The sequence below is a fragment of the Schaalia odontolytica genome (assembly GCF_031191545.1).
GTDB lineage: Bacteria > Actinomycetota > Actinomycetes > Actinomycetales > Actinomycetaceae > Pauljensenia > Pauljensenia odontolytica.
Window position 1 is genome coordinate 879624 of the sequence record NZ_CP133472.1, and the last position, 18670, is coordinate 898293.

The 18670-nt window shown below is 62.0% G+C and carries 13 protein-coding genes and 1 tRNA gene; 6 read left to right on the top strand and 8 right to left on the bottom strand.

Annotated features, from left to right (window positions below):
* Window positions 1-3: 3 nt before the first annotated feature.
* The 3 genes from RDV55_RS03745 to RDV55_RS03755 form a co-directional block, all read right to left on the bottom strand.
* The gene (locus tag RDV55_RS03745; protein ID WP_111824095.1) at window positions 4-1206 is read right to left on the bottom strand and encodes a trans-sulfuration enzyme family protein; all 1203 of its coding nucleotides are present in this window, start codon (window positions 1204-1206) and stop codon (window positions 4-6) included.
* 282 nt (window positions 1207-1488) lie between these two features.
* The gene (gene hemH / locus RDV55_RS03750; protein WP_111824096.1) at window positions 1489-2532 is read right to left on the bottom strand and encodes a ferrochelatase; all 1044 of its coding nucleotides are present in this window, start codon (window positions 2530-2532) and stop codon (window positions 1489-1491) included.
* 159 nt (window positions 2533-2691) lie between these two features.
* Window positions 2692-3162: a Dps family protein gene (locus RDV55_RS03755; protein ID WP_111824097.1), complete on the bottom strand. Its 471-nt coding sequence runs from the start codon at window positions 3160-3162 to the stop codon at window positions 2692-2694.
* 1457 nt (window positions 3163-4619) lie between these two features.
* On the opposite strand from RDV55_RS03755, the gene RDV55_RS03760 reads away from it, so the two are divergent.
* From RDV55_RS03760 to RDV55_RS03770, 3 genes are read left to right on the top strand one after another with little or no spacing between them, the layout of a single operon-like run.
* The gene (locus tag RDV55_RS03760) at window positions 4620-5783 is read left to right on the top strand and encodes an ATP-grasp domain-containing protein (protein ID WP_309187996.1); all 1164 of its coding nucleotides are present in this window, start codon (window positions 4620-4622) and stop codon (window positions 5781-5783) included.
* A gap of 34 nt (window positions 5784-5817) precedes the next feature.
* Window positions 5818-6936, top strand: a complete 1119-nt coding sequence (locus tag RDV55_RS03765) for an MFS transporter (protein WP_165835870.1) — start codon at window positions 5818-5820, stop codon at window positions 6934-6936.
* A gap of 4 nt (window positions 6937-6940) precedes the next feature.
* Window positions 6941-8077: an ATP-grasp domain-containing protein gene (locus tag RDV55_RS03770; RefSeq protein ID WP_111824445.1), complete on the top strand. Its 1137-nt coding sequence runs from the start codon at window positions 6941-6943 to the stop codon at window positions 8075-8077.
* Between the two features lie 366 nt (window positions 8078-8443).
* On the opposite strand, the gene RDV55_RS03775 is transcribed toward RDV55_RS03770, so the two are convergent.
* The 5 genes from RDV55_RS03775 to topA form a co-directional block, all read right to left on the bottom strand.
* Window positions 8444-8519, bottom strand: a tRNA-Thr gene (locus RDV55_RS03775).
* 115 nt (window positions 8520-8634) lie between these two features.
* Complete coding sequence (locus tag RDV55_RS03780; RefSeq protein ID WP_111824444.1) at window positions 8635-10245, bottom strand: alpha/beta hydrolase; 1611 nt, start codon at window positions 10243-10245, stop codon at window positions 8635-8637.
* Window positions 10246-10281: 36 nt separating this feature from the next.
* Window positions 10282-11475: a DNA polymerase III subunit delta' gene (locus RDV55_RS03785; RefSeq protein WP_111824443.1), complete on the bottom strand. Its 1194-nt coding sequence runs from the start codon at window positions 11473-11475 to the stop codon at window positions 10282-10284.
* A complete protein-coding gene (gene tmk, locus RDV55_RS03790) occupies window positions 11472-12284 on the bottom strand; it encodes a dTMP kinase (protein ID WP_111824442.1) in 813 nt (270 codons plus the stop codon). Before tmk ends, RDV55_RS03785 begins: the two co-directional genes overlap by 4 nt.
* Window positions 12284-15022 carry a type I DNA topoisomerase gene (topA, locus tag RDV55_RS03795; RefSeq protein ID WP_111824441.1) on the bottom strand — a complete coding sequence of 913 codons (2739 nt, stop codon included), beginning with the start codon at window positions 15020-15022 and terminating at the stop codon, window positions 12284-12286. Before topA ends, tmk begins: the two co-directional genes overlap by 1 nt.
* Before the next feature lie 314 nt (window positions 15023-15336).
* Between topA and RDV55_RS03800 the strand changes: the two genes are divergently transcribed.
* The 3 genes from RDV55_RS03800 (at window position 15337) to RDV55_RS03810 (ending at window position 18612) form a co-directional block, all read left to right on the top strand.
* Entirely contained in the window at window positions 15337-16362 is a 1026-nt protein-coding gene (locus tag RDV55_RS03800; RefSeq protein WP_111824440.1) for a DUF1266 domain-containing protein, read from the top strand.
* A gap of 27 nt (window positions 16363-16389) precedes the next feature.
* Window positions 16390-16659: a transporter gene (locus RDV55_RS03805; protein WP_111824439.1), complete on the top strand. Its 270-nt coding sequence runs from the start codon at window positions 16390-16392 to the stop codon at window positions 16657-16659.
* A 246-nt stretch (window positions 16660-16905) separates the two neighbouring features.
* A complete protein-coding gene (locus RDV55_RS03810) occupies window positions 16906-18612 on the top strand; it encodes an ATP-binding cassette domain-containing protein (RefSeq protein WP_111824438.1) in 1707 nt (568 codons plus the stop codon).
* The last annotated feature ends 58 nt before the right edge of the window (window positions 18613-18670 follow it).

Consider the following 18670-nt stretch of genomic DNA (forward strand, 5'->3'; position numbering starts at 1 on the left):
ACGTCAGATCTGCGCGAGCGCCTGCTCCAGGTCCTTGATCAGGTCGTTTGCATCCTCCAGGCCCACCGCGAGGCGCAGCAGCGTACCCGGCACGCCGCCCACGCCACCCACCCGCGTCGAATGGGTCATGATCGCCGGGTGCTCGATGAGGGACTCCGGCGCACCCAGGGACGCAGCGAGCGCGAATAGGCTCGTGCGAGTCGTCAGCTCTATCGCCGCCTCCTCTGAGGCGACCTGGAAGGAGAGCACACCGCCTACGCCCGCCGGGTTCTGGCGCTTCGCCAGCTCATATCCCGGGTCTGAGGCCAGCCCCGGATAGTGGACCGCGCTCACCTTGTGGTGGCTGGCCAGGAACTCGGCGACCTTCTGCGCGTTTTCGCAGTGACGCTCCACCCGCAGGGCCAGCGTCTTGAGTCCTCGGTGCGCCAGGTAGGTGTCGCGCGGGGAGGGCACGTGACCGAGTGCCATCTGGAGCTTCACGGCCTCGGCGGCGGCGGCTCGCTCGCCGAAGAAAGGCTCGACGTGACAGGGAAGCTCCAGGCCGTCGCGCAGGACGAAGGCGCCGCCGACCACGTCGGAATGGCCGCCCACGTACTTGGTCGTCGAGTGCACGACGACATCGGCGCCCAGCTCGAGGGGACGCTGCAGGACGGGCGTCGCGAAGGTGTTGTCGACGATCAGCAAGCCGCCTACCTCATGCGTGAGGGCGGCGATCGCCGCGATGTCCGTGACCAGCAGGAACGGGTTCGAGGGCGTCTCGACCCACACAATCTGGGGGCGCTGGCGCCGAATCACGCGCTCGGCTTCGGCCAGGTCGGTCAGGTCCACGGCCTCGGAGGTGATGCCTTCGGCCGGCTTGATGACGCTCAAGAGCTTGTGAGTACCCCCGTACACGTCGGTCGAGTGCACGACGTGGTCGCCGGGGCGCGCCAGCAGTCGGATCACCGTATCCTCGGCGCTCATGCCCGACGGGAACGCAAAGCCGCGCGTCGCGCCCTCCATGGCCGCGAGCGCGCCGGCAAACGCGTTGGTCGTCGGGTTGCCGCAGCGCCCGTACTCGTAGCCGTCACGTAGCTCGCCGGGGCGGTCCTGCACGAAAGTCGAGGCGACATGGATCGGAGGCACCACGTCTCCCGTCACCGGATCAGGATCGAACTCGGTGTGGATAGCCAGCGTGGCGAGGCTCGTACAGTCAGGCGTGCTCATGCGTCCACGCTAGAAGGCCAGGCCCCCCCACGCCGAAGGATTTCGCCGAACGGTCAATTGTGACAGCCCTCGGCGGGCAGCTGACTGCGGCCCGGCCACTGAAACCGATAACTGGTGGCGCGAACCCCTCAATGCGCGGCTAAACCCCAATGGTAGGAGTGTGGGCGCTGCGCCCACGGTGCCACCTATCGGGTTAGCGTGCGCATGAAGGGGCCGAGGCCACCACCCGTAGTACCACCACCTAGAAGGCTCGGGCTCTACCCATCGGACCCACGTGCGCGCCTACACCCAGCCGGCGAGGGCGATGCGCGCCTGTTCCTCCAAGGACGCGACCGCACCTTCGGAGTCATTGCCCCACGGCACGTAATGGAAGTCGCCACCCCCGGCCTCGATAAAGGTCTCACGGTTCAGCTGGTCGATCTCTTCGAGCGTCTCCAGGCAATCCGCCATGAAGCCCGGACAGATGACGTCCACGCGCGGGCAATGCTCAGCGCCGAGGCGCTCGACCTCCTCGATCGTCTGCGGGCCCAACCACTGCGCAGGGCCAAACACGGACTGGAAGGTGGCCGTCAGGGTGCCCATCGCCAGTCCCAAGCGCGACTCGAGGGCCGCGACCGTGCGGCGACACTCGGATCGATAGGGGTCCCCGGCCTTGTCCATGGCGACCGGGATCGAATGGAAGGACACCACGACCCGGTCGCCCGTCAGGAAGTTCGGGCGACCCACGCGCTCCCAGTGCTTCTCGAGAGCGGTCGCGAGGGCGTCAATGTAGGCGGGAGCCGCCGGGAAGGAGCGGTGCAGGCGCAGCTCAAAACCGTCGCGGTTTCGTCCAATCCACTGAGCGACGGCATCGTTGATCGCCGTCACCGTCGAGGCCGCGTACTGCGGGTATGCGGGCAGGATCGCCACGCGGCGCACGCCCTTCGCGTGCAGACGGTCCAGGACCGAGCCGATCGAGGGCTGGCCGTAGCGCATCGCGACCTCGACGCGCACGCCCTCCAGGCGCTCGTCCAGCAGTCGGGCCTGCTCGCGCGTGTAGTGCATGAGCGGCGAGCCCTCCTCCAGCCAGATACTGCGGTATTTGCCGGCAACCTCGCGCGGTCGCACTCGCAAGATGATGCCCTCGAGGACGGGCTTCCACAGGAGCGGGCTCATCTCGATGACGCGCCGGTCGGAGAGGAATTCGCGCAGGAAAGTGCGCACCGGGCCGGGTTCGGGGGCGGTCGGCGTCCCCAGGTTGACCAGAACAAGGGCAGGCTGAGCCTCTCCGTGCTGCGCATGGATCGACGGTGAAGTGGTGGCTGCTGCGTCCTGGGAGTTCGTCACTCCTCCAGCCTAGTGTTCACGCTCGCCTGTGTCGCTGACTCGGTGTCACCTCCCGCGCGGGCACGGACACGAAGGTGCCCCGCCTGTGACAGGCGGGGCACCCCAGTAGTAGTCACGCGAAGTAACTCGACTCGCTGCCTCCTGACGGAGGCGTCAGGCTCAGGCCTGGCCGTTCTGCGAACGGATGAACCACGCCTGCTGCTCGAGGCGGCGGATGTAGTCGTTGAGGATGTCTGCGGAGGCGGAGTCCTCGGCGTCGACCTTCTCGTGAACCTGACGCATGGTGCTGACAGCCGCGTTGATGGCGGCGAGGGCGAGTTCCTCGGCGTCATCGGTCTTGATGATCGTCTCGGGGACGGTCGGCAGGGTGTTGCGCTGGGCGACGACCTCGGGCAGGCCATTGGGGACGACCTGGAGGGCGCGCATGCGCTCGGCGACCTCGTCGGAGGCCTCGCGGGCGATGCCCACGACCTCGTCGAGGTAGAGGTGCAGCGAGCGGAAGCCCTCGCCGGTGATGTTCCAGTGCAGCTGCTTTCCCACGAGAGACAGCGCGGTCACATCGGTGAGAACCTTCTGCAGGTTGCCTGCGAGAACGTCGGAAGCCTTGAAACCGGTGGACTCAACGGTCATGTTGTTTCTCCTGTCCATGTGTATGAGGTACGGGGCTTGCCCTTGTGGGGCCATGCCCGTCAGACACATCCATCTTGGTCCTTTAGTCCCGACATTTCTAGCGCTATCCACCCTTTGGTCAGATGTTTCACTATCGTCACGGAACAGGGAATATTCCCCAGAATTCGGCGTTTTTACGTCATTGACGTGTTCTATTTCCAGGCCAGGTTCGCCTTACCAAAATTCTTCGAGGCCATAGTAGCCTCATAAGTTCGCTCAAGCACCCGTGACCGGATGTGATGCGCGGGCCGACACACCCCCAACCCCTTTCCTCCGCCTGCTCAGGCACCTCTGACCACAGGCGACTGGCTAGGTGACATTCTTTACCTGATGGCCATTATCTTTGGAATCACCCGCGCGGGCTAGTGGGCGTGGAATAGCCGAGCAAACCGGCGGGGCCAGCGGGCGGTGGCGCGCCGGCATCTCGATGGGACAACAGCCTGGGAGTATGAGGTGTCGCGCGGCACCTATGGTACCCCTGACATCCACCGCACTCTGCGACGCTTGGAGATCACCGTGGGCGTGCGGGCAGTCGCAAAGTAGATGCGCCGCCAAAGCCGGACAGGCTGAAACAAACACCCGTACCAGAGTGAACGCGGCGGGCGGCCCCCAGTGACCCATGAGGATCACTGGAAGCCGCCTGTTTTGCCCACGGCCCACGCCATATCCCTGGTGGGACGCGCATCTCGCCTCCCTAAAAGCCGGGTCAGGCCCAGCCCCGTTCAAAGTTCCGGCCGGGCGGCGGGTTTATTCGTGCCTGATATTGCCTGACACCCAACAATGAGGTGTCGGTCGGGGTACCTCACCTCAATTTGATACTGAGCTCGTCACAGGTTTGACAACCTATGCACTTCAAGACATCCTTCACAGAATAGTTTCACTTCTCTCTATTTGAAGAGGGCCCTATGAACCAACCACCGGCCGCAACGACTCAAAATTTCCATACGCTATCTATGGATGTGCACCCACGCATCATCGATAGCGCCCTTCTTTCATCACATAGGAGGTACATTATCAAAGGCACACAACGCGGCACCATAGGGGAGCTAGAGCAAGGTCCTTACCTGACATCTCATCAAGCTATTCACATTACAATCGTAACTATGCCGTGCAAACAATATGTTTCAAAGGTAACTGTCGACTTCGACTCTTCAACAATTCGGCCGCAGGAGCTACATATACTGTTGGCCAATACCTATCCGAGTCCGATTCCAGAAACCTGACCCTCTTTGTTTGCCCTGGCGTGGGCTATAGGAACGCTCATATCCTCGTTGGAAAGCAGATTGACAGCCTAACAATTCATGGATCTCAGTAGATCACAACGCTCAACCAACTAGCTCCGCCATGCTGTACAATGTAGTGGAAAGCCGCTTCTTTTACTCCAAGGTCCACATCTACGCATAAGAAAGATGATACCAATGGTTGAGAAAATTCTCTTAGCAATTGAAGCCATGTCCGAAGTTGACGAAATGGCTGCTGCTGCAGACAAGCATGGATATCACCTTCGAGTTTTAGCTGAGGATGCTGCATACTACGGTGATACCGAAGCAGAGATGGTCACTTTCCCCACCAGGAATCACGACGAATTGGCCACCTATATTGAAAAGAACCGTGCGTCAATCGCCCAGGTTTTCAGCGTCACCGACACGTGGGGTGTCATTGCATCAAAAATTCGCGATAAATTCGGCTTCCTCCAGTTTGGTGACACAGCGAAGCTTGAGTTCTTTAGGGACAAAGAAGCTGTTGAATCCGCGCTCATTGCACATGGATTCGCCAGACGCTCAAATTCATGGCCAAAGGTCATGAAACTACGAAACGGTACGGGTAAAATCGGCGTCTACTTCGCACAGTCTGAAGATGAAGTAACCAAGATTGTCAACATCTCTGGCTACAAAAGAGATGACTTCGTTGTTCAAGATTTCTACTTCGGACCAGCTTATTCTGCGGAAGTATGGCGAGATTCCCACCACGAGATCTTCTTTGGCATCACCAATCGGATCTTATCTGACCCGCCATACTTCACTGAGCGAGTCAAATCATTTCCATGGGCAGCAAATTCCCAATGGGAGACAAAAGTTAGAGAATGGGCCTTTCAGCTTCTTCGCACTTTAGATTACACTCTTGGTTTGGCACACATCGAATTCATCGAGACGTCTAATGGTTTTCGGCTGGTTGAAATCAATGCGCGAATGGCAGGAGCACTGATCACACCCGGTATCCTGGCGACAACGAACTTCAATCCGTACGCCATGGCAGTTCATCAGGCACTAGACGTCCCACCGTGCGAGATCATTAATCGAGAAATACGGGGTGGATACTCTCATGTCAGCGTTTACGCTACAAGCACCGGAACCATCGCATCAATTCACGGCATCGATCAACTGATGCACAATCCCGGAGCGCCCACGTGGGTACCTTCTCGTGAGATCGGTGATCGTATCGTCGAGGTTGGAACGTATCGGTCTCGCATCGGCAACCTCATGGCGACCGGCGAAACCGCTGCGATCGCGCAAGATAGAGCGATTAGCGCTTCGAGGTCAATATCAGTGCAAATCTCAACAGGCGGAAATACGCATGTTTAAGAAAGGGCCAAAAGTCACGTCTTACATTCTGCTAGTGGCAATAACTATTAGCGGAATCTCTACCTTTATGATTTATCCTCTACTGGTCTTTCGCCTATTAGACGTTGGGGCCAGTATTGGTGAGATTGGATTAATTTTAGGAGCATTATCAGGCACCGGAAGAGTTTGCTCTTTCATCATAGGAAGCGCGAACAACAGATTTGGTTCTAAGCTAACCGTATGTTCCGGTATCTTCGTCAGGATTATCGGCATTTCGGTATTTGCTTTTGAGTCACATATATACTCATATATCATATTATCAGCGCTGGCCTCAATAGGTTCATCAGCCTCCGCTTTGGGTATTAAGACAGAGTTGCTACGCCAATCTGCCGAAAGAAAGCTCATAACGATGCGCTCAATGGCGATCAACTCAGGTGCGATTGTAGGCCCAGCGCTTGGAGCTGCACTCTACCACATTTTTAGCTTCCATATCATTCTCTATATATCAATTGGCACTTACGCCATTCTTGGAACGATTCTAACTCTCACTTATTTTTCACCACCGGAGTCTACTTCTTTTGCCGACAGTCACTACGAGGTAAACCTGAACAAATATTCGAGTTATATCTACATAACTCTCATAGCCTCTGCTTATTGGGCAATATATTCACAATGGGCAATTATTGTTCCACTCATATCTACACAAGCCTTGGGTTATGAGGAAGCTTCAAACTTAGTATACATGGCAAATGCAGTCATCGTGCTCACCCTACAATATCCATTGGTCGTTGTAGCCCTTAAATCCGTCAAAGATAGTACCATTTTACTACTCGGATTTTCTGTGTTTCTTGCTAGTTTCGCCGCACTTTTCATTCCCTCGTCAGTTTTCATGCTAGCTCTATTCTGTATCGGGTTCTCCATTGCCGAACTGTTGGTTAGCCCCACTTTAGATTCCCAAACAGCGAAAGTTGCACCAGCCGGTTTAGGCCTTACTCGGGCCTATGGACTACAGGACACAATTACAGGAATTTTCTCGATCGGTGGCTCTTCAATAGGCGGATTAGCAATAGAAACTATTGAATCGCCATCTGCAACCGCATTTTTCGGCATGCCTGTAACTGCTATAGCCATTTGTCTCATTGTCATACTTAAGCGATTCACCTACAGGAGGTAATCAAATGCTTCACGCATATATTATTCAACCGCGAATAGAAGTGATATCAGCTTTCATGGAACTTGGATACCGGGTTACCCAGATTCTTGAATCACCCCGTTTTACCCAGGAGGCGTTTCATGAAAAATGCGACTCCATAGTTGTATCAAACATCGGAGACCCTTTTGAACTTGTAGACGCTATCTGCCATCGTGACCCAAACGTAAATGGAACGAATTCGATTTGTATTGGCTTGGGTGACCTTTCCAGCCTCGTTGCCAGTGTCGTCAATGAACTTCTCGGCGTAGACAAGACCACGTTCACTTCTTTATCAACCCTCTTTGTTCTGAAGAACAAGCCATTGCTCAGGAGTTTACTTTCTAGTTCGCTTCCTCAGTACTCGGGCTATTTCCGCGTGGTCTATAGTGTTGATGAGATCAAGGATGCTCTCAGGAAGGTGCGTGGTGGACTTGTTGTCAAGCCTTTTGACGGATCTGGATCGCTCGGCGTCTTTCGCCTGCTATCTGAGGACGACATCATGAAAAACTTGGCACGTTTTAGCTTTCCGGCTTTAGCAGAAGAATTGTTTTCTGGGAGTGAGTATTCTGTCGAGGTTATGACAATTGACGGTCAGCATCAGCCGTTGGCGGTGACTCAAAAGGTGCTTGGTGGAGAGTCTGAAGTCGTTGAGGTCGGACAAATTCAACCTGCTGACATTGATGAGGCTACAAGAATTCGTCTTATAGAGGCGACCACGAGCTTACTGGACGCAATTCACTTTAGTTTTGGATTGAGTCACACTGAAATCATTTTCGATGTAGATACCCCGAAAATTGTAGAGTCCCATGGTCGCGTGGGTGGCGACAGAATTGCTGATCTAATGAGGTTTACGACTGGGCATGATGCTTTCGAGCGGCTCGCATTCGCTATCCTAGAACGCCAGTTCCTTCCAATCGAGCCGATCGCTTCAAGTAGTCGTATCGATTTCGTGAATTTGATGGATTATCGTGGCTCTGATCAGGAATGGAAGGAAGAACTGCTTTCTCACCCAAACGTTTATTCTGCCGAGGTAATCAAACCTGCTGGCGATAGAGGTCCGATTTGGTGTTCAGCCGATCGTCACGCATTTGTTTTATCAGTATTCGGAAGAGACGTCACATAATATAGGTTGTGCTCTTAGTTCTTCAGGAGATTAAATATCCTCCAATCGACAACTTTTCATACCCATTTCGCTCGATTAACCCGGATTAGAAGTGACACTAGGAGGCCCTAACACACTTCACATCGAAGATGGTGTCTTCACCGCTCTTTTGACGCAGGGCAGTACGTTTTGACGCTTTGGATCTCCATTATCCGAGCAATCCTCTGGAAGGCCACTCATCCCCACTGACCGGTTGCCGTCAGGTGAGCCTCACCATGCTCTGCAATCAGACCCCAGACCCCGAACAACAACCAGGAACAGCGAAAACGCCACCCTGGACACGTCCCGGCTGGGCCGGGATTTTTTGTATCCAAAGTGACGTTCTTATGGAGCCGCCTGTGGGAATCGAACCCACGACCTATTCATTACGAGTGAATCGCTCTGCCGACTGAGCTAAGGCGGCCGCGCCTGCCGTTCCACCGTTTCCGGGGCGTGCAGGCAACGGCACAACTGTACTGGAAGGAACGCGCCGAACGCAAACCAAGAGACCCAACAGGGGGATGTCGTCAGTCACGTCCCTACTGGCACATGAGGCCGTCCGCGGGCACACTTCCCTTCACGAAGTAGTCCTCGACGGCACGAACGACACACTGGCTGGCACCGCGACGGTAGGCGGTGTGGTTCCAGCCCTCGACGGAGACGAGGATGCCGCTGGCGAGCTGCCCGGAGAGGCCCTGCGCCATGGAATAGGGCGTCGCCGGATCGTGGGTGGTGCCGATGACGACGATGGGGGCGGCACCCTGAGCGGTGATGCGAGAGCGCTTGGCGTGCTTCGTCGGCCAGGCCTCGAGGGCGGCCGACGGGTAGCCGACGTACTTGCCGAGGATCGGCAGCTCGCTCTTGAGGGTCGCAACCTCGGCGGCCCACTGGTCGATGTTTCCTTCGGGCGAGTAGTCCAGGTTGTTGATCGCGTTGATCGCGTCCGTGGAGTTGTCCTGGTAGGTGCCATCGGGGTTACGCGAGTTGAGGGTGTCGGCAATCGAGAGCAGGCCGCTGCCGTCGCCCTTCTGCCACGCCGCGCCGAACGCCTGGGTGAGCTGCTCCCACCACTGGGTGTTGTACATGGCACCGGTCAGCGCGGTGACTGCCAGGCTTTCGGTGAGGGGGCGCGCAGGGTCATTCGTACGCATCGGACTGTCCTCGAGAGAGTCCAGGAACGAGCGCACGGTCTGAATTCCTTCTTCGAGGCTGCGCCCCATCGGGCACGAGGTCTGGGTCGCGCAGTCGGAAATCCAGTGCTGGAGCGAGGCGTCCAGGCCACGCATCTGGAGGGCCGAGACCTCGTTGACGCTCAGGGTCGGGTCGAGGGCACCGTCGAGCACAAAGCGGCCGACACGTTCAGGGAAGAGACCGGCGTAAATGGCACCGAGAAAGGTGCCGTAGGAGTAGCCGAGCAGGTTCAGGGTCTCCTGCCCGAGGACGGCACGCACCATGTCAAAGTCGCGGGCGGCGCTGACGGTGTCGATGTACTCGAACAGGCTGCCGGAGTGTTCGCGGCATCCCGCCGCGACGGTGCGTGAATCCTCCTGCGCTTCGGCGACCGCCGACTGGGGAGACTCGTCGGCCGTGCCCTCTTCTTCGCCGGCGTTACGTTCATCCTTCTCCGCGTCGGTCATGCAGAAGACGGGGGTCGAGTCGCCCACGCCTCGCGGATCGAGGGCGACGATGTCGTAGGCCTTGACAACCGCCTCGCCGATTCCCTGCGCCGCGTAGTACGGCAGGGCGGAGACGACCGCGCCGCCGGGGCCACCGGGGTTGACGAAGAGGGCGGGTGCCCCCTCCACGCCGGAGCGATGGATAGCGAGGGCGAGCGTGATCTGGTCGCCGTCAGGGTTCGACCAGTCGAGCGGCGCCTTGAGGAACGCGCACTGATACTCACTCGCGTCGGAGGAGTTGACGCCCTGGAAGGAATCGAAGGTCCCCTCCGCGCACGCGCCCCAGGCGATCTCCTGCTCGTAGTAGGACTGGATGGAGCCCGACTGGACGGGGATCGGCGCGGCCGTGGAGCTGGCCGTGGTCGCGGGCACCGGCCCCTTGCGCTGGGTTCCGTAATAGCCGATGACGGTCAGGACGATCGCGACGACGGCGAGGATAGCGACGGCGCCGGCCGCGATGGAGCGAGTCTTCATGGCCCCGATTGTAACGGAGAAACGCCGGGTCAGTTTTCACACCTGGGGGCGCAACGAAATCGCCATGTCCTCCAGGACCAGCAGGGGGTTTCCATTCGACACGAGGCGTTTGCGCGCGGTCTCGATGTGGTCGACTCGCGCGAGTGTCTGGCGGGGCGTGGAATCCTGCGCGATCTGGTGTACCAGGTCGGTCAGGTCCGTGTTGATGAGCTCTCCGTCCCCGCCCACCTGGATCATGAGCACGTCGCGGTAGATCGCGAGCAGGTCGATGAGGGCGCGGTCGATCGCGTCGGTGAGGGCACGCTTGGAGCGGCGCTTCTGGTCTTCCTCGAGCTGGCGGATCATCGTGCGCGAGGCCTTGGTGGCGCTCTCGCCCTCATCCATACCAAGCTGGCGCAGCAGCTCCGCCTTCTCGCGGGCGTTACGTTCGCTGACCTGCGCGTCCGCCTGAGCTCTGGCGGTCTCAAGGAGGCGGTCTGCCGCCATGACAGCCTCGCCGACGCTGCGCACGGAGGCGGGCGCGGTGATGATCTCGCGGCGGCGGGCGCGCATCTGCGGGTCCCTGGCAAGAGCCCGAGCCAGTCCGATGTGTGACTGGGCGGCGCGCGCGGCCTCGAGGGCGACCTCGGGGGTGGTGCCCCCCTCGCGCACGAGCAGGTCAGCGACGGCGCTGGCGGTGGGAATACGCAGGCCGAGGTGGCGGCAACGCGAGCGAATAGTGGCGATCATGTCCTCGGGACTGGGGGCGCACAGCAGCCACACGGTGTGCTCGGGCGGCTCCTCGATCGCCTTGAGCAGGGCGTTCGCGCCGGACTCGCCGAGGCGATCCGCGTCTTCGACGACGATGACGCGCCACAGCCCCTGGGAGGGCGAGGACTGGGCCTGGAGGACGAGAGAACGCGCGGTCTCCACGTTGATGATCGAGGTTTCGGTGGCCGCGAAGACGACGTCGGCGTTCGTGCGCCCCATCGTCGTGCGGCATCCGGGGCACGTCCCGCACCCCACGGTCTCGCCCGTGCACTGCAGGGCGGCGGCGAAGGCCCGGGCGGCGACGGAGCGACCCGACCCGGGCGGGCCGGTAATCAGCCATGCGTGGCTCATCGAACGCGCCGCGTCGGAGGCGCGGGAAGCGCCGCGGGAGGCGACGATGGCGCGGGCGCTGGACGCGGCCTCGTCAAGCTTGGCGACCGCCGCGTCCTGTCCGACGAGCGAGGACCAGACGCTCATCATTCATCCCAGAGCGCACCCTGGGATTCACCCAGGGCTCCCACCATGGTGGCGGGCTTACGGGACGAGCCCTTGTCCGCGCTCTTCTCGCGCGGCTTGTCTGCGGCCTCGAGGGATGCGGGACGCTCGGACGAGGCCGGGGCCTCCTGTGCGGACAGGGGGGCGTCGTCGGCCTCGTCGATCGTGACGGAACCCCCCTCGAAGCGTTCGACGAGGACGCCGCGGATCTCGGAGAACACCTCGTCGATCGTGCCCACCGCATCGATAACGACGATGCGGTCGGGCTCGGCGTCCGCGAGGCGCAGGTACTCGTGGCGCACGCGCTCGTGGAAGTCCATGGACTCGCGCTCCATACGGTCCGGCGCATCGGTATGACGGTGCAAACCAACCTCTGGAGGCAGGTCCAGGAGGAAGGTCAGGGAGGGGTAGAGGCCGCGGGTCGCCCAGGCGGACAGAGACGCGATCTCGTCAACGCCGAGGGAGCGGGCCGCGCCCTGATAGGCCAGGGAGGAGTCGATGTAGCGGTCCCCCAGCACGACCGCGCCGCGCTCGAGGGCGGGAGCGATAACCGTTGCGACGTGGTAGGCGCGGTCGGCGGCGTACAGGAGAGCCTCCGTGCGCGCGTCCACGTCCTCGGGACCGTTTTGCACGAGGCGTCGGATCTCCGTGCCCAGCTCGGTGCCGCCCGGCTCGCGGGTGACGATGACCTCGCGGCCCCGGCTCTCGAACCAGTCGCGCACCGACTGGATCTGCGTGGATTTACCCGAGCCGTCGCCGCCCTCGAAGGTGATGAACACTCCTCGCGCTGCCATCAGCTGTCCTTCTTCGTCGTGGCCTTCTTGGTGGCCGTCTTTTTCGCGGGGGCCTTCTTGGCGGTCGCCTTCTTAGCCGCGGGCTTCTTCGCGGCCGCCTTGCGCGTGCGCTTGGGGGCGGGCCCCTTGGCGCGTTTGTCGGCCAGCAGCTCGTAGGCGCGCTCGGCCGTCAGGTCCTCGACCGTTTCGGCGCGCGGCACAGTCACGTTGGTCTCGCCGTCGGTGACGTAGGGGCCGAAGCGACCGTCCTTGACGGTGACCTTCTTGCCGGAGATCGGGTCCTCACCGAACTCGCGCAGCGGAGGACGGGCGGTGCCGCGCCCGCGGGTCTTGGGCTGAGCGTAGATGGCCAGTGCCTCGTCCAGGGTGATGGTCAGCAGCTGATCCTCGGAGGACAGCGTGCGCGAATCCGTACCCTTCTTCAGGTAGGGGCCGTAGCGACCGTTCTGCGCGGTGATGACGTCACCCGAGGCCGGGTCGGTGCCCACCTCGCGCGGCAGGGAGAGCAGCGACAGGGCGTCCTCGAGGGTGACGGTGGAGATGTCCATCGTCTTGAACAGCGAGGCGGTACGGGGCTTGTCGGCAGCCTTCTTCGCCTTCTTCGCACCCTCGTCCTCGGCCACCTCGGGCAGAACCTCGGTGACGTAGGGGCCGTAGCGCCCGTCCTTGACGATGATCGTGTGACCGGTCGCGGGGTCGACGCCCAGCTCGCGGCCGTCGTCGGCGGCGCGGGCAAAGAGCTGGTCCACCAGCTCGTCCGTCAGCTCGTCGGGAGCGACCTCCGGCGGGACGTTCGCGCGAGTGCCGTCTTCCTTTTCCATGTAGGGGCCGTAGCGGCCCACGCGCAGCGTCACGCCGCGACCCAGGTCGATCGAGTTGACGGCGCGCGCGTCGATGTCGTCGCCCAGGGAGGCAACGTCGTGGCGCAGGCCGCCGCTCTCGCCCGTGCCGTCGGGACCGAAGAAGAAGCCGGTCAGGAACTCCGTGCCGTTTTCCTCGCCCGCGGCGATACGGTCCAGGTCTCCCTCCATGGAGGCCGTGAAATCGTAGTCGACCAGGTTCGCCAGGTTCTCCTCGAGCAGGCGCGTCACGGAGAAAGCCAGCCAGGTGGGCACCAGGTACTGACCGCGGTGCGTCACGTATCCGCGATCCCCGATCGTCTGGATGGTGGCCGCGTAGGTGGAGGGACGGCCAATACCGAGCTCCTCCATGGTCTTGACCAGCGTCGCTTCCGTGTAGCGACCCGGGGGCTGGGTCTCGTGGCCGTCGGGGGTGGCCTCGGTCAGCGTCGCAGGATCACCCTCGGCGACGTCCGGCAGGGTCTTCTCCGCGTCGTTCTTTTCCGCGTCGTAGCGCCCCTGGTCGCGGCCCTCCTGGTAGGCCAGGCGGAAGCCCGGGGAGGTGATGACCGTGCCCGAGGCCGAGGACAGCACGTCGTGGCGCGCGCCGTCGACCTCGATGCCGGTGAGCACGCGGATCGTCGCCGTGTAGCCAAGCGCATCGGCCATCTGCGAGGCGACCGTGCGCTTCCAGATCAGGTCGTACAGGGCCAGCTGCTGCTTGGAGAGGGAACCAGCCACCTCGCCCGGCGTGCGGAAGTGGTCGCCGGCGGGACGGATCGCCTCGTGTGCCTCCTGCGCGCCCTTCGACGCGGTGCCGTAGGTGCGCGGGGACTCGGCCACGGCCTCGGCCCCGTAGAGCTGGGTGGCCTGCTCGCGGGCGGCGTGAATCGCCTGGCTGGACAGGGCAGTGGAGTCGGTGCGCATGTAGGTGATGTAACCGGACTCGTACAGGGACTGGGCGGTGCGCATCGTCGAGGACGCGTTCCAGTGCAGCTTGCGCGACGCCTCCTGCTGGAGGGTCGACGTCGTGAAGGGGGCGGCCGGGCGGCGACGGTAGGGCTTGCGGGTCACCGAATCGATGACCGAGGCCGGGGAATCGGACAGGGCCTGGGCGTAGGCGCGGGCCGTGGCCTCGTCCAGGTGGAGGACGCCGCCCTTGAGAGCCTTCGCGTTCAGCTCGCCCTTCTCGGAAAAGTCGGAGCCGGTCGCGATCGAGTGGCCGTCCACGGATGAGACGCGCGCGCCGAAGGCCTGGCCCGCACACGTGAAAGCCGTGTCGATCGACCAGTACTGGGCGCTCACGTGCGCCATGCGGTCGCGCTCCCGGGCGACCACGAGGCGCGTGGCCACCGACTGCACGCGGCCGGCGGACAGGGACGGGCGGATCTTGCGCCACAGGAGGGGCGAGACCTCGTAGCCGTAGAGGCGGTCGAGGATGCGGCGGGTCTCCTGTGCGTCCACCAGGGCGGTGTCCAGGTCGCGCGTGTTGTCCAGCGCGCGCTGGATGGCTTCCTTCGTGATCTCATGGAAGACCATGCGGCGCACGGGAACCTTGGGCTTGAGAACCTGCAGGAGGTGCCACGCGATGGCCTCACCCTCGCGGTCCTCATCAGTTGCCAGGAAGAGTACGTCGGACTCCTTGAGGAGCTTTTTGAGTTCGGTGACCTTCTTTTTTTTATCCGGGTTCACCACGTAGTAGGGGGTGAAGCCGTCATCCACGTTGACTGCGAAGCGGCCAAAGGGCCCCTTCTTCATGTCCTTGGGCAGCTCGGACGGCTGCGGGAGGTCGCGGATGTGGCCGATCGACGCGGTCACGTGGTAGTCGGGCCCCAGGTACCCCTCGATGGTGGCTGCCTTCGCAGGAGACTCCACGATCACGAGCTTCGTCGCTGACATTGCCGGTCCCTTCCCTTAGCTTCCCCAGTATTTGTAGCACCCTCGTGCCGGGAGCACCCGGTGAGGCATCTGGGATGGACCTTACCGTGTCCCACCCGCATCTGGGTATCGGGGCTACTTCCGCGCATCTCACGCCGGGTGGGGTTGACAGTGGCGAGGCCGTGGCAGATTCTCGCGCGCGAGCGCGACCGGGCGGCGCATCGGCGGGCGCACGCGGCAGCACCTATGGATAGGGAGGAACCCCGGCCTCGTCCCATATCCCCATCGTGTCCATCGCTTGTATGACGGGCACTTCATCGGGCAGAATCGGGGGCGTGGTTGCGAGTTTCCTGTCCGATATCCCGTTCCCCGTTTGGTTCTGCATCGGGTGCGTCGTCGTGTATTTCCTCAATTACTATGTCAAGCAGGCGATCAACCGGTCAAAGGGCGCTGTTCCCGCGCCGCGCGATGTGCGCAAGGCGGGGCAGGAGGGCGAGTGGAACAAGCTCAACGAGCACCACACCCCGACGCTGCGCGGTAAGCGCGAAGCGATGGCCACCGACCCGCAGGCGCGCCTGCTGGCCCCGTCCATGGTCTACGCGCTGTGCAACGGCGACCCGGTTAACCAGCTGACGCTATCGGCCCCGGCGGCCGCGAAGACCATGCTGGAGCGGGACTGGGGCATCACCGACCGCGAGAGTCTGATCCGTCAGATCTATTCGCTCCTGCGCGCGGGGCATCGCGAGGATTTCGCGTTGCTGCGCGAACGCTGTCAGAAGAAGTCGTGGGCGGAGTCCGAGATTGCGCGCCTGAGCAAGACCGCAGATTCCTCCATGGAGGACTGGGAGAGCCGCTGGCGTATCCGCCGTTTCCTGGACAACGACCGCGGCATCCACACCCTGGATTTCGCCGCGTGGGACTTTTTGCGTGCGGCGAATCTGACGCGTGCCGGAGCGGGGCAGGGCTGGCTGAGCCAGGACGAGGCGTTGGATACTCTCGCGGTCATCAACCGGGCACTGCAGCACTCCTATTCCTCGTGGGACGAGACATGGGAGGCCTTCCGCATCACCCGCTGGCTGTGGGCCGCCGAGGGAGACGCGCAGAGCGCAGCCAACGACCTGCACGACCGCAACCGCGGGGAGTTCCTGATCGGCGCGAATGGCTTATGGACTGCGATCCCCTGGGACGCCCCCTACCCGACACCCCGTTTCGTAATGCTCGATGCGCTGCGCGAGATGGGTGCGCTGCGTCTGCTGCAACCCTCGGCATGGCTTTCAGCGTCGGCGTGGGAGAAGGACCTCGACGCGCAGTCGCGTACCCGCGCCCCCATGTCCGTCGGCGGCAAGCCGATCGTCAACTGACACACCATCGACTCACAGGAGATCACCATGTCCGATCAGCAGTTCCCGACCGAGAACGAGGGCGCGAAGCCCGGCGGCAACACGGGTTCCGTTCACGGGGAGACACCCCTGGTGCGCAGCAAGTCGGAGCTGACACCGGAGCAGTACAAGCGCCAGCGCGCGAACCTCATCCTCATGGCCGTCATCGTTCTCGGCATCATTGCTCTCTTTGTTGCCTTCCCGTACATCAAGGCAGCTGTGCTGGGTGCCGCGGTCCTCACCGCCCCGGTGGCGACTGCTTTGGTGATCCTGTCCTAGGCTCCGGCCCAGTTTCCCCGCGTCCTCCCCCGCGGGTCCCGACTCTGTTACCCGCGGGGGAGATTGTTATCCGGGCGTCCTCTTACATGCCCATATCATTCGGCGATCAGCCGTTCGTCGCACATGGCTACCCAGCAAAGCGCCCATAATTCCGAGCGAAACACTTTCTGCCGCCGCCATTCCCGGTACAATGGGCCCATGGACTCCTGACATAGCGCCCCTCGTCCCTCCTCCCCCAGGTGTGTTATGTCCACGATTGTCTTTTCCCGCGTCTTCTTTTCCTATGGCGCGCGTCATGTTCTGAGCAACGTCTCTTTCACGTGCGGCCCCTCCGAGCGCCTCGTCGTCGTTGGCCCCAATGGGATCGGGAAGTCGACGTTGCTCGGCCTCGCTTCGGGGACCCTTCAGCCGGACTCCGGGACGGTCACCGCACCGTTTCCTTTTCCGCCTGAGTTGTCCCCGCCGGATCATCACGCGGGTGCCACGCAATCGTCACAGGGTTCGCCGCCGCCCTCCGTTTCTCCGCTCGCGGCGGAGCGGCAGGCCCCCACCGTCGCACAGTTCATTGACGCAACCATGCGCGGGACGCGCAGGCTGGCGGCACGCTTTGAATCACTCACCGAGCGACTCACCCGAGGCTCCGCGCCGCGCGACGAGGCGGAGTACGACCTTGTCCTGGCAGCGATGAACGCACGGGACGTGTGGAACATCGACGCGCGCCTTGAGCACACTCTGGCAACCGTCGACCTGGGAGGCCTCGACCGGACCCGTCCCCTCGCATCTCTCTCGCCGGGACAGCGGGCTCGTCTACGTCTGGCCCTCACCCTCGTCGAACGACCGGAGGCCCTCATCCTGGACGAACCAACGAATCATCTGGACGCCGATGGACGAGAGTACCTGACGCGCGCTATCGACGACTGGCCGGGACCCGTGCTCATGACCAGCCACGACCGAGCGTTCATTGAAAGCACGGCAACGGCACTGCTCGACCTGGACCCGACGCCGTGGTGGGCGGTGGCGATCTCCGAGGGACAGCCCGCAGACTTCGGCGCCTACAAGGTGAGCGGATCCTACTCGGACTACCTGCACGACAAGGCCGCCGCACGCGCGCGACACCAAGCGATCCACGCGGAGCAGCAGGGCATGAAACGCCGACTCGAATCCCACCGGCGAGACTCGGCGGTGGTGGGGCACGCACGCTTCAAGCCCCGCACCGAGACGCGGATGGCACAGAAGTACTACGCGGACCGCGCCCAGACTGTATCGACGAGGCGCATCACCGACGACTCCCGCAGACTGACGCTTCTTGCCGCCCGCGAAGTGCCCAAGCCTCGTTACTGCGAAGCGGCGTTTTCCTTTCCCTCATCCGGCACGACCACCACGAACAAAACGCAGACTCGCCCGCCCGCAAAGGTCATCACGCTGTCTGTCGATGACGCGTCGGTGGAGGGACGCCTAGCACCGGTGTCTTTCGAGATGCGCGATGGGGAGCACCTCTTGGTCACGGGCCGTAACGGGTCGGGCAAGACCACCCTGCTCGAGTGGATCGCGCGCGGAGCCCCCAGCGGGGCGCACGGAAGCATCAACGCCGTCCCTGGGATCGTCCTTGTTCCCCAGGCTCTCCCCCGACCGGGCGACCCCCTCGTTCCCGGTGACGCGTGGCACCTGGGCATCGGGGTGGCCGGAAAAGGATTCGTGCCCCCAGAAGCCTGGAACAGGCCACTCGGCCAACTTTCAGCAGGCAACCAACGCAGGGCACAGTTGGCGTGGGCAGCACGCGCCAACCCCCGTATCCTCGTGATCGATGAGCCGACCAACTACCTGGATCTGGACGCCGTGGAGTCCCTCGAAGAGGCCCTGCGGCGGTGGACAGGAACGCTGCTTGTCTCCACTCACGACGAATGGCTGATCACCCGATGGTGGGGCCGCATCCATCGAATCGGCGGGAGGTGAGGGCGCTGAGGGCAGCCCCCGCACCCGCACCCCCATGTCCATCGGCGGCAATCCGATC

Bases quoted from the DNA above. Each gene is read 5' to 3' on its own strand.
- RDV55_RS03745 (WP_111824095.1), bottom strand. From the start codon at position 1,206: ATGAGCACGCCTGACTGTACGAGCCTCGCCACGCTGGCTATCCACACC.
- RDV55_RS03755 (WP_111824097.1), bottom strand. From the start codon at position 3,162: ATGACCGTTGAGTCCACCGGTTTCAAGGCTTCCGACGTTCTCGCAGGC.
- RDV55_RS03760 (WP_309187996.1), top strand. From the start codon at position 4,620: ATGGTTGAGAAAATTCTCTTAGCAATTGAAGCCATGTCCGAAGTTGAC.
- RDV55_RS03770 (WP_111824445.1), top strand. From the start codon at position 6,941: ATGCTTCACGCATATATTATTCAACCGCGAATAGAAGTGATATCAGCT.
- RDV55_RS03780 (WP_111824444.1), bottom strand. From the start codon at position 10,245: ATGAAGACTCGCTCCATCGCGGCCGGCGCCGTCGCTATCCTCGCCGTC.
- RDV55_RS03785 (WP_111824443.1), bottom strand. From the start codon at position 11,475: ATGATGAGCGTCTGGTCCTCGCTCGTCGGACAGGACGCGGCGGTCGCC.
- tmk (WP_111824442.1), bottom strand. From the start codon at position 12,284: ATGGCAGCGCGAGGAGTGTTCATCACCTTCGAGGGCGGCGACGGCTCG.
- topA (WP_111824441.1), bottom strand. From the start codon at position 15,022: ATGTCAGCGACGAAGCTCGTGATCGTGGAGTCTCCTGCGAAGGCAGCC.
- RDV55_RS03805 (WP_111824439.1), top strand. From the start codon at position 16,390: ATGTCCGATCAGCAGTTCCCGACCGAGAACGAGGGCGCGAAGCCCGGC.
- RDV55_RS03810 (WP_111824438.1), top strand. From the start codon at position 16,906: ATGTCCACGATTGTCTTTTCCCGCGTCTTCTTTTCCTATGGCGCGCGT.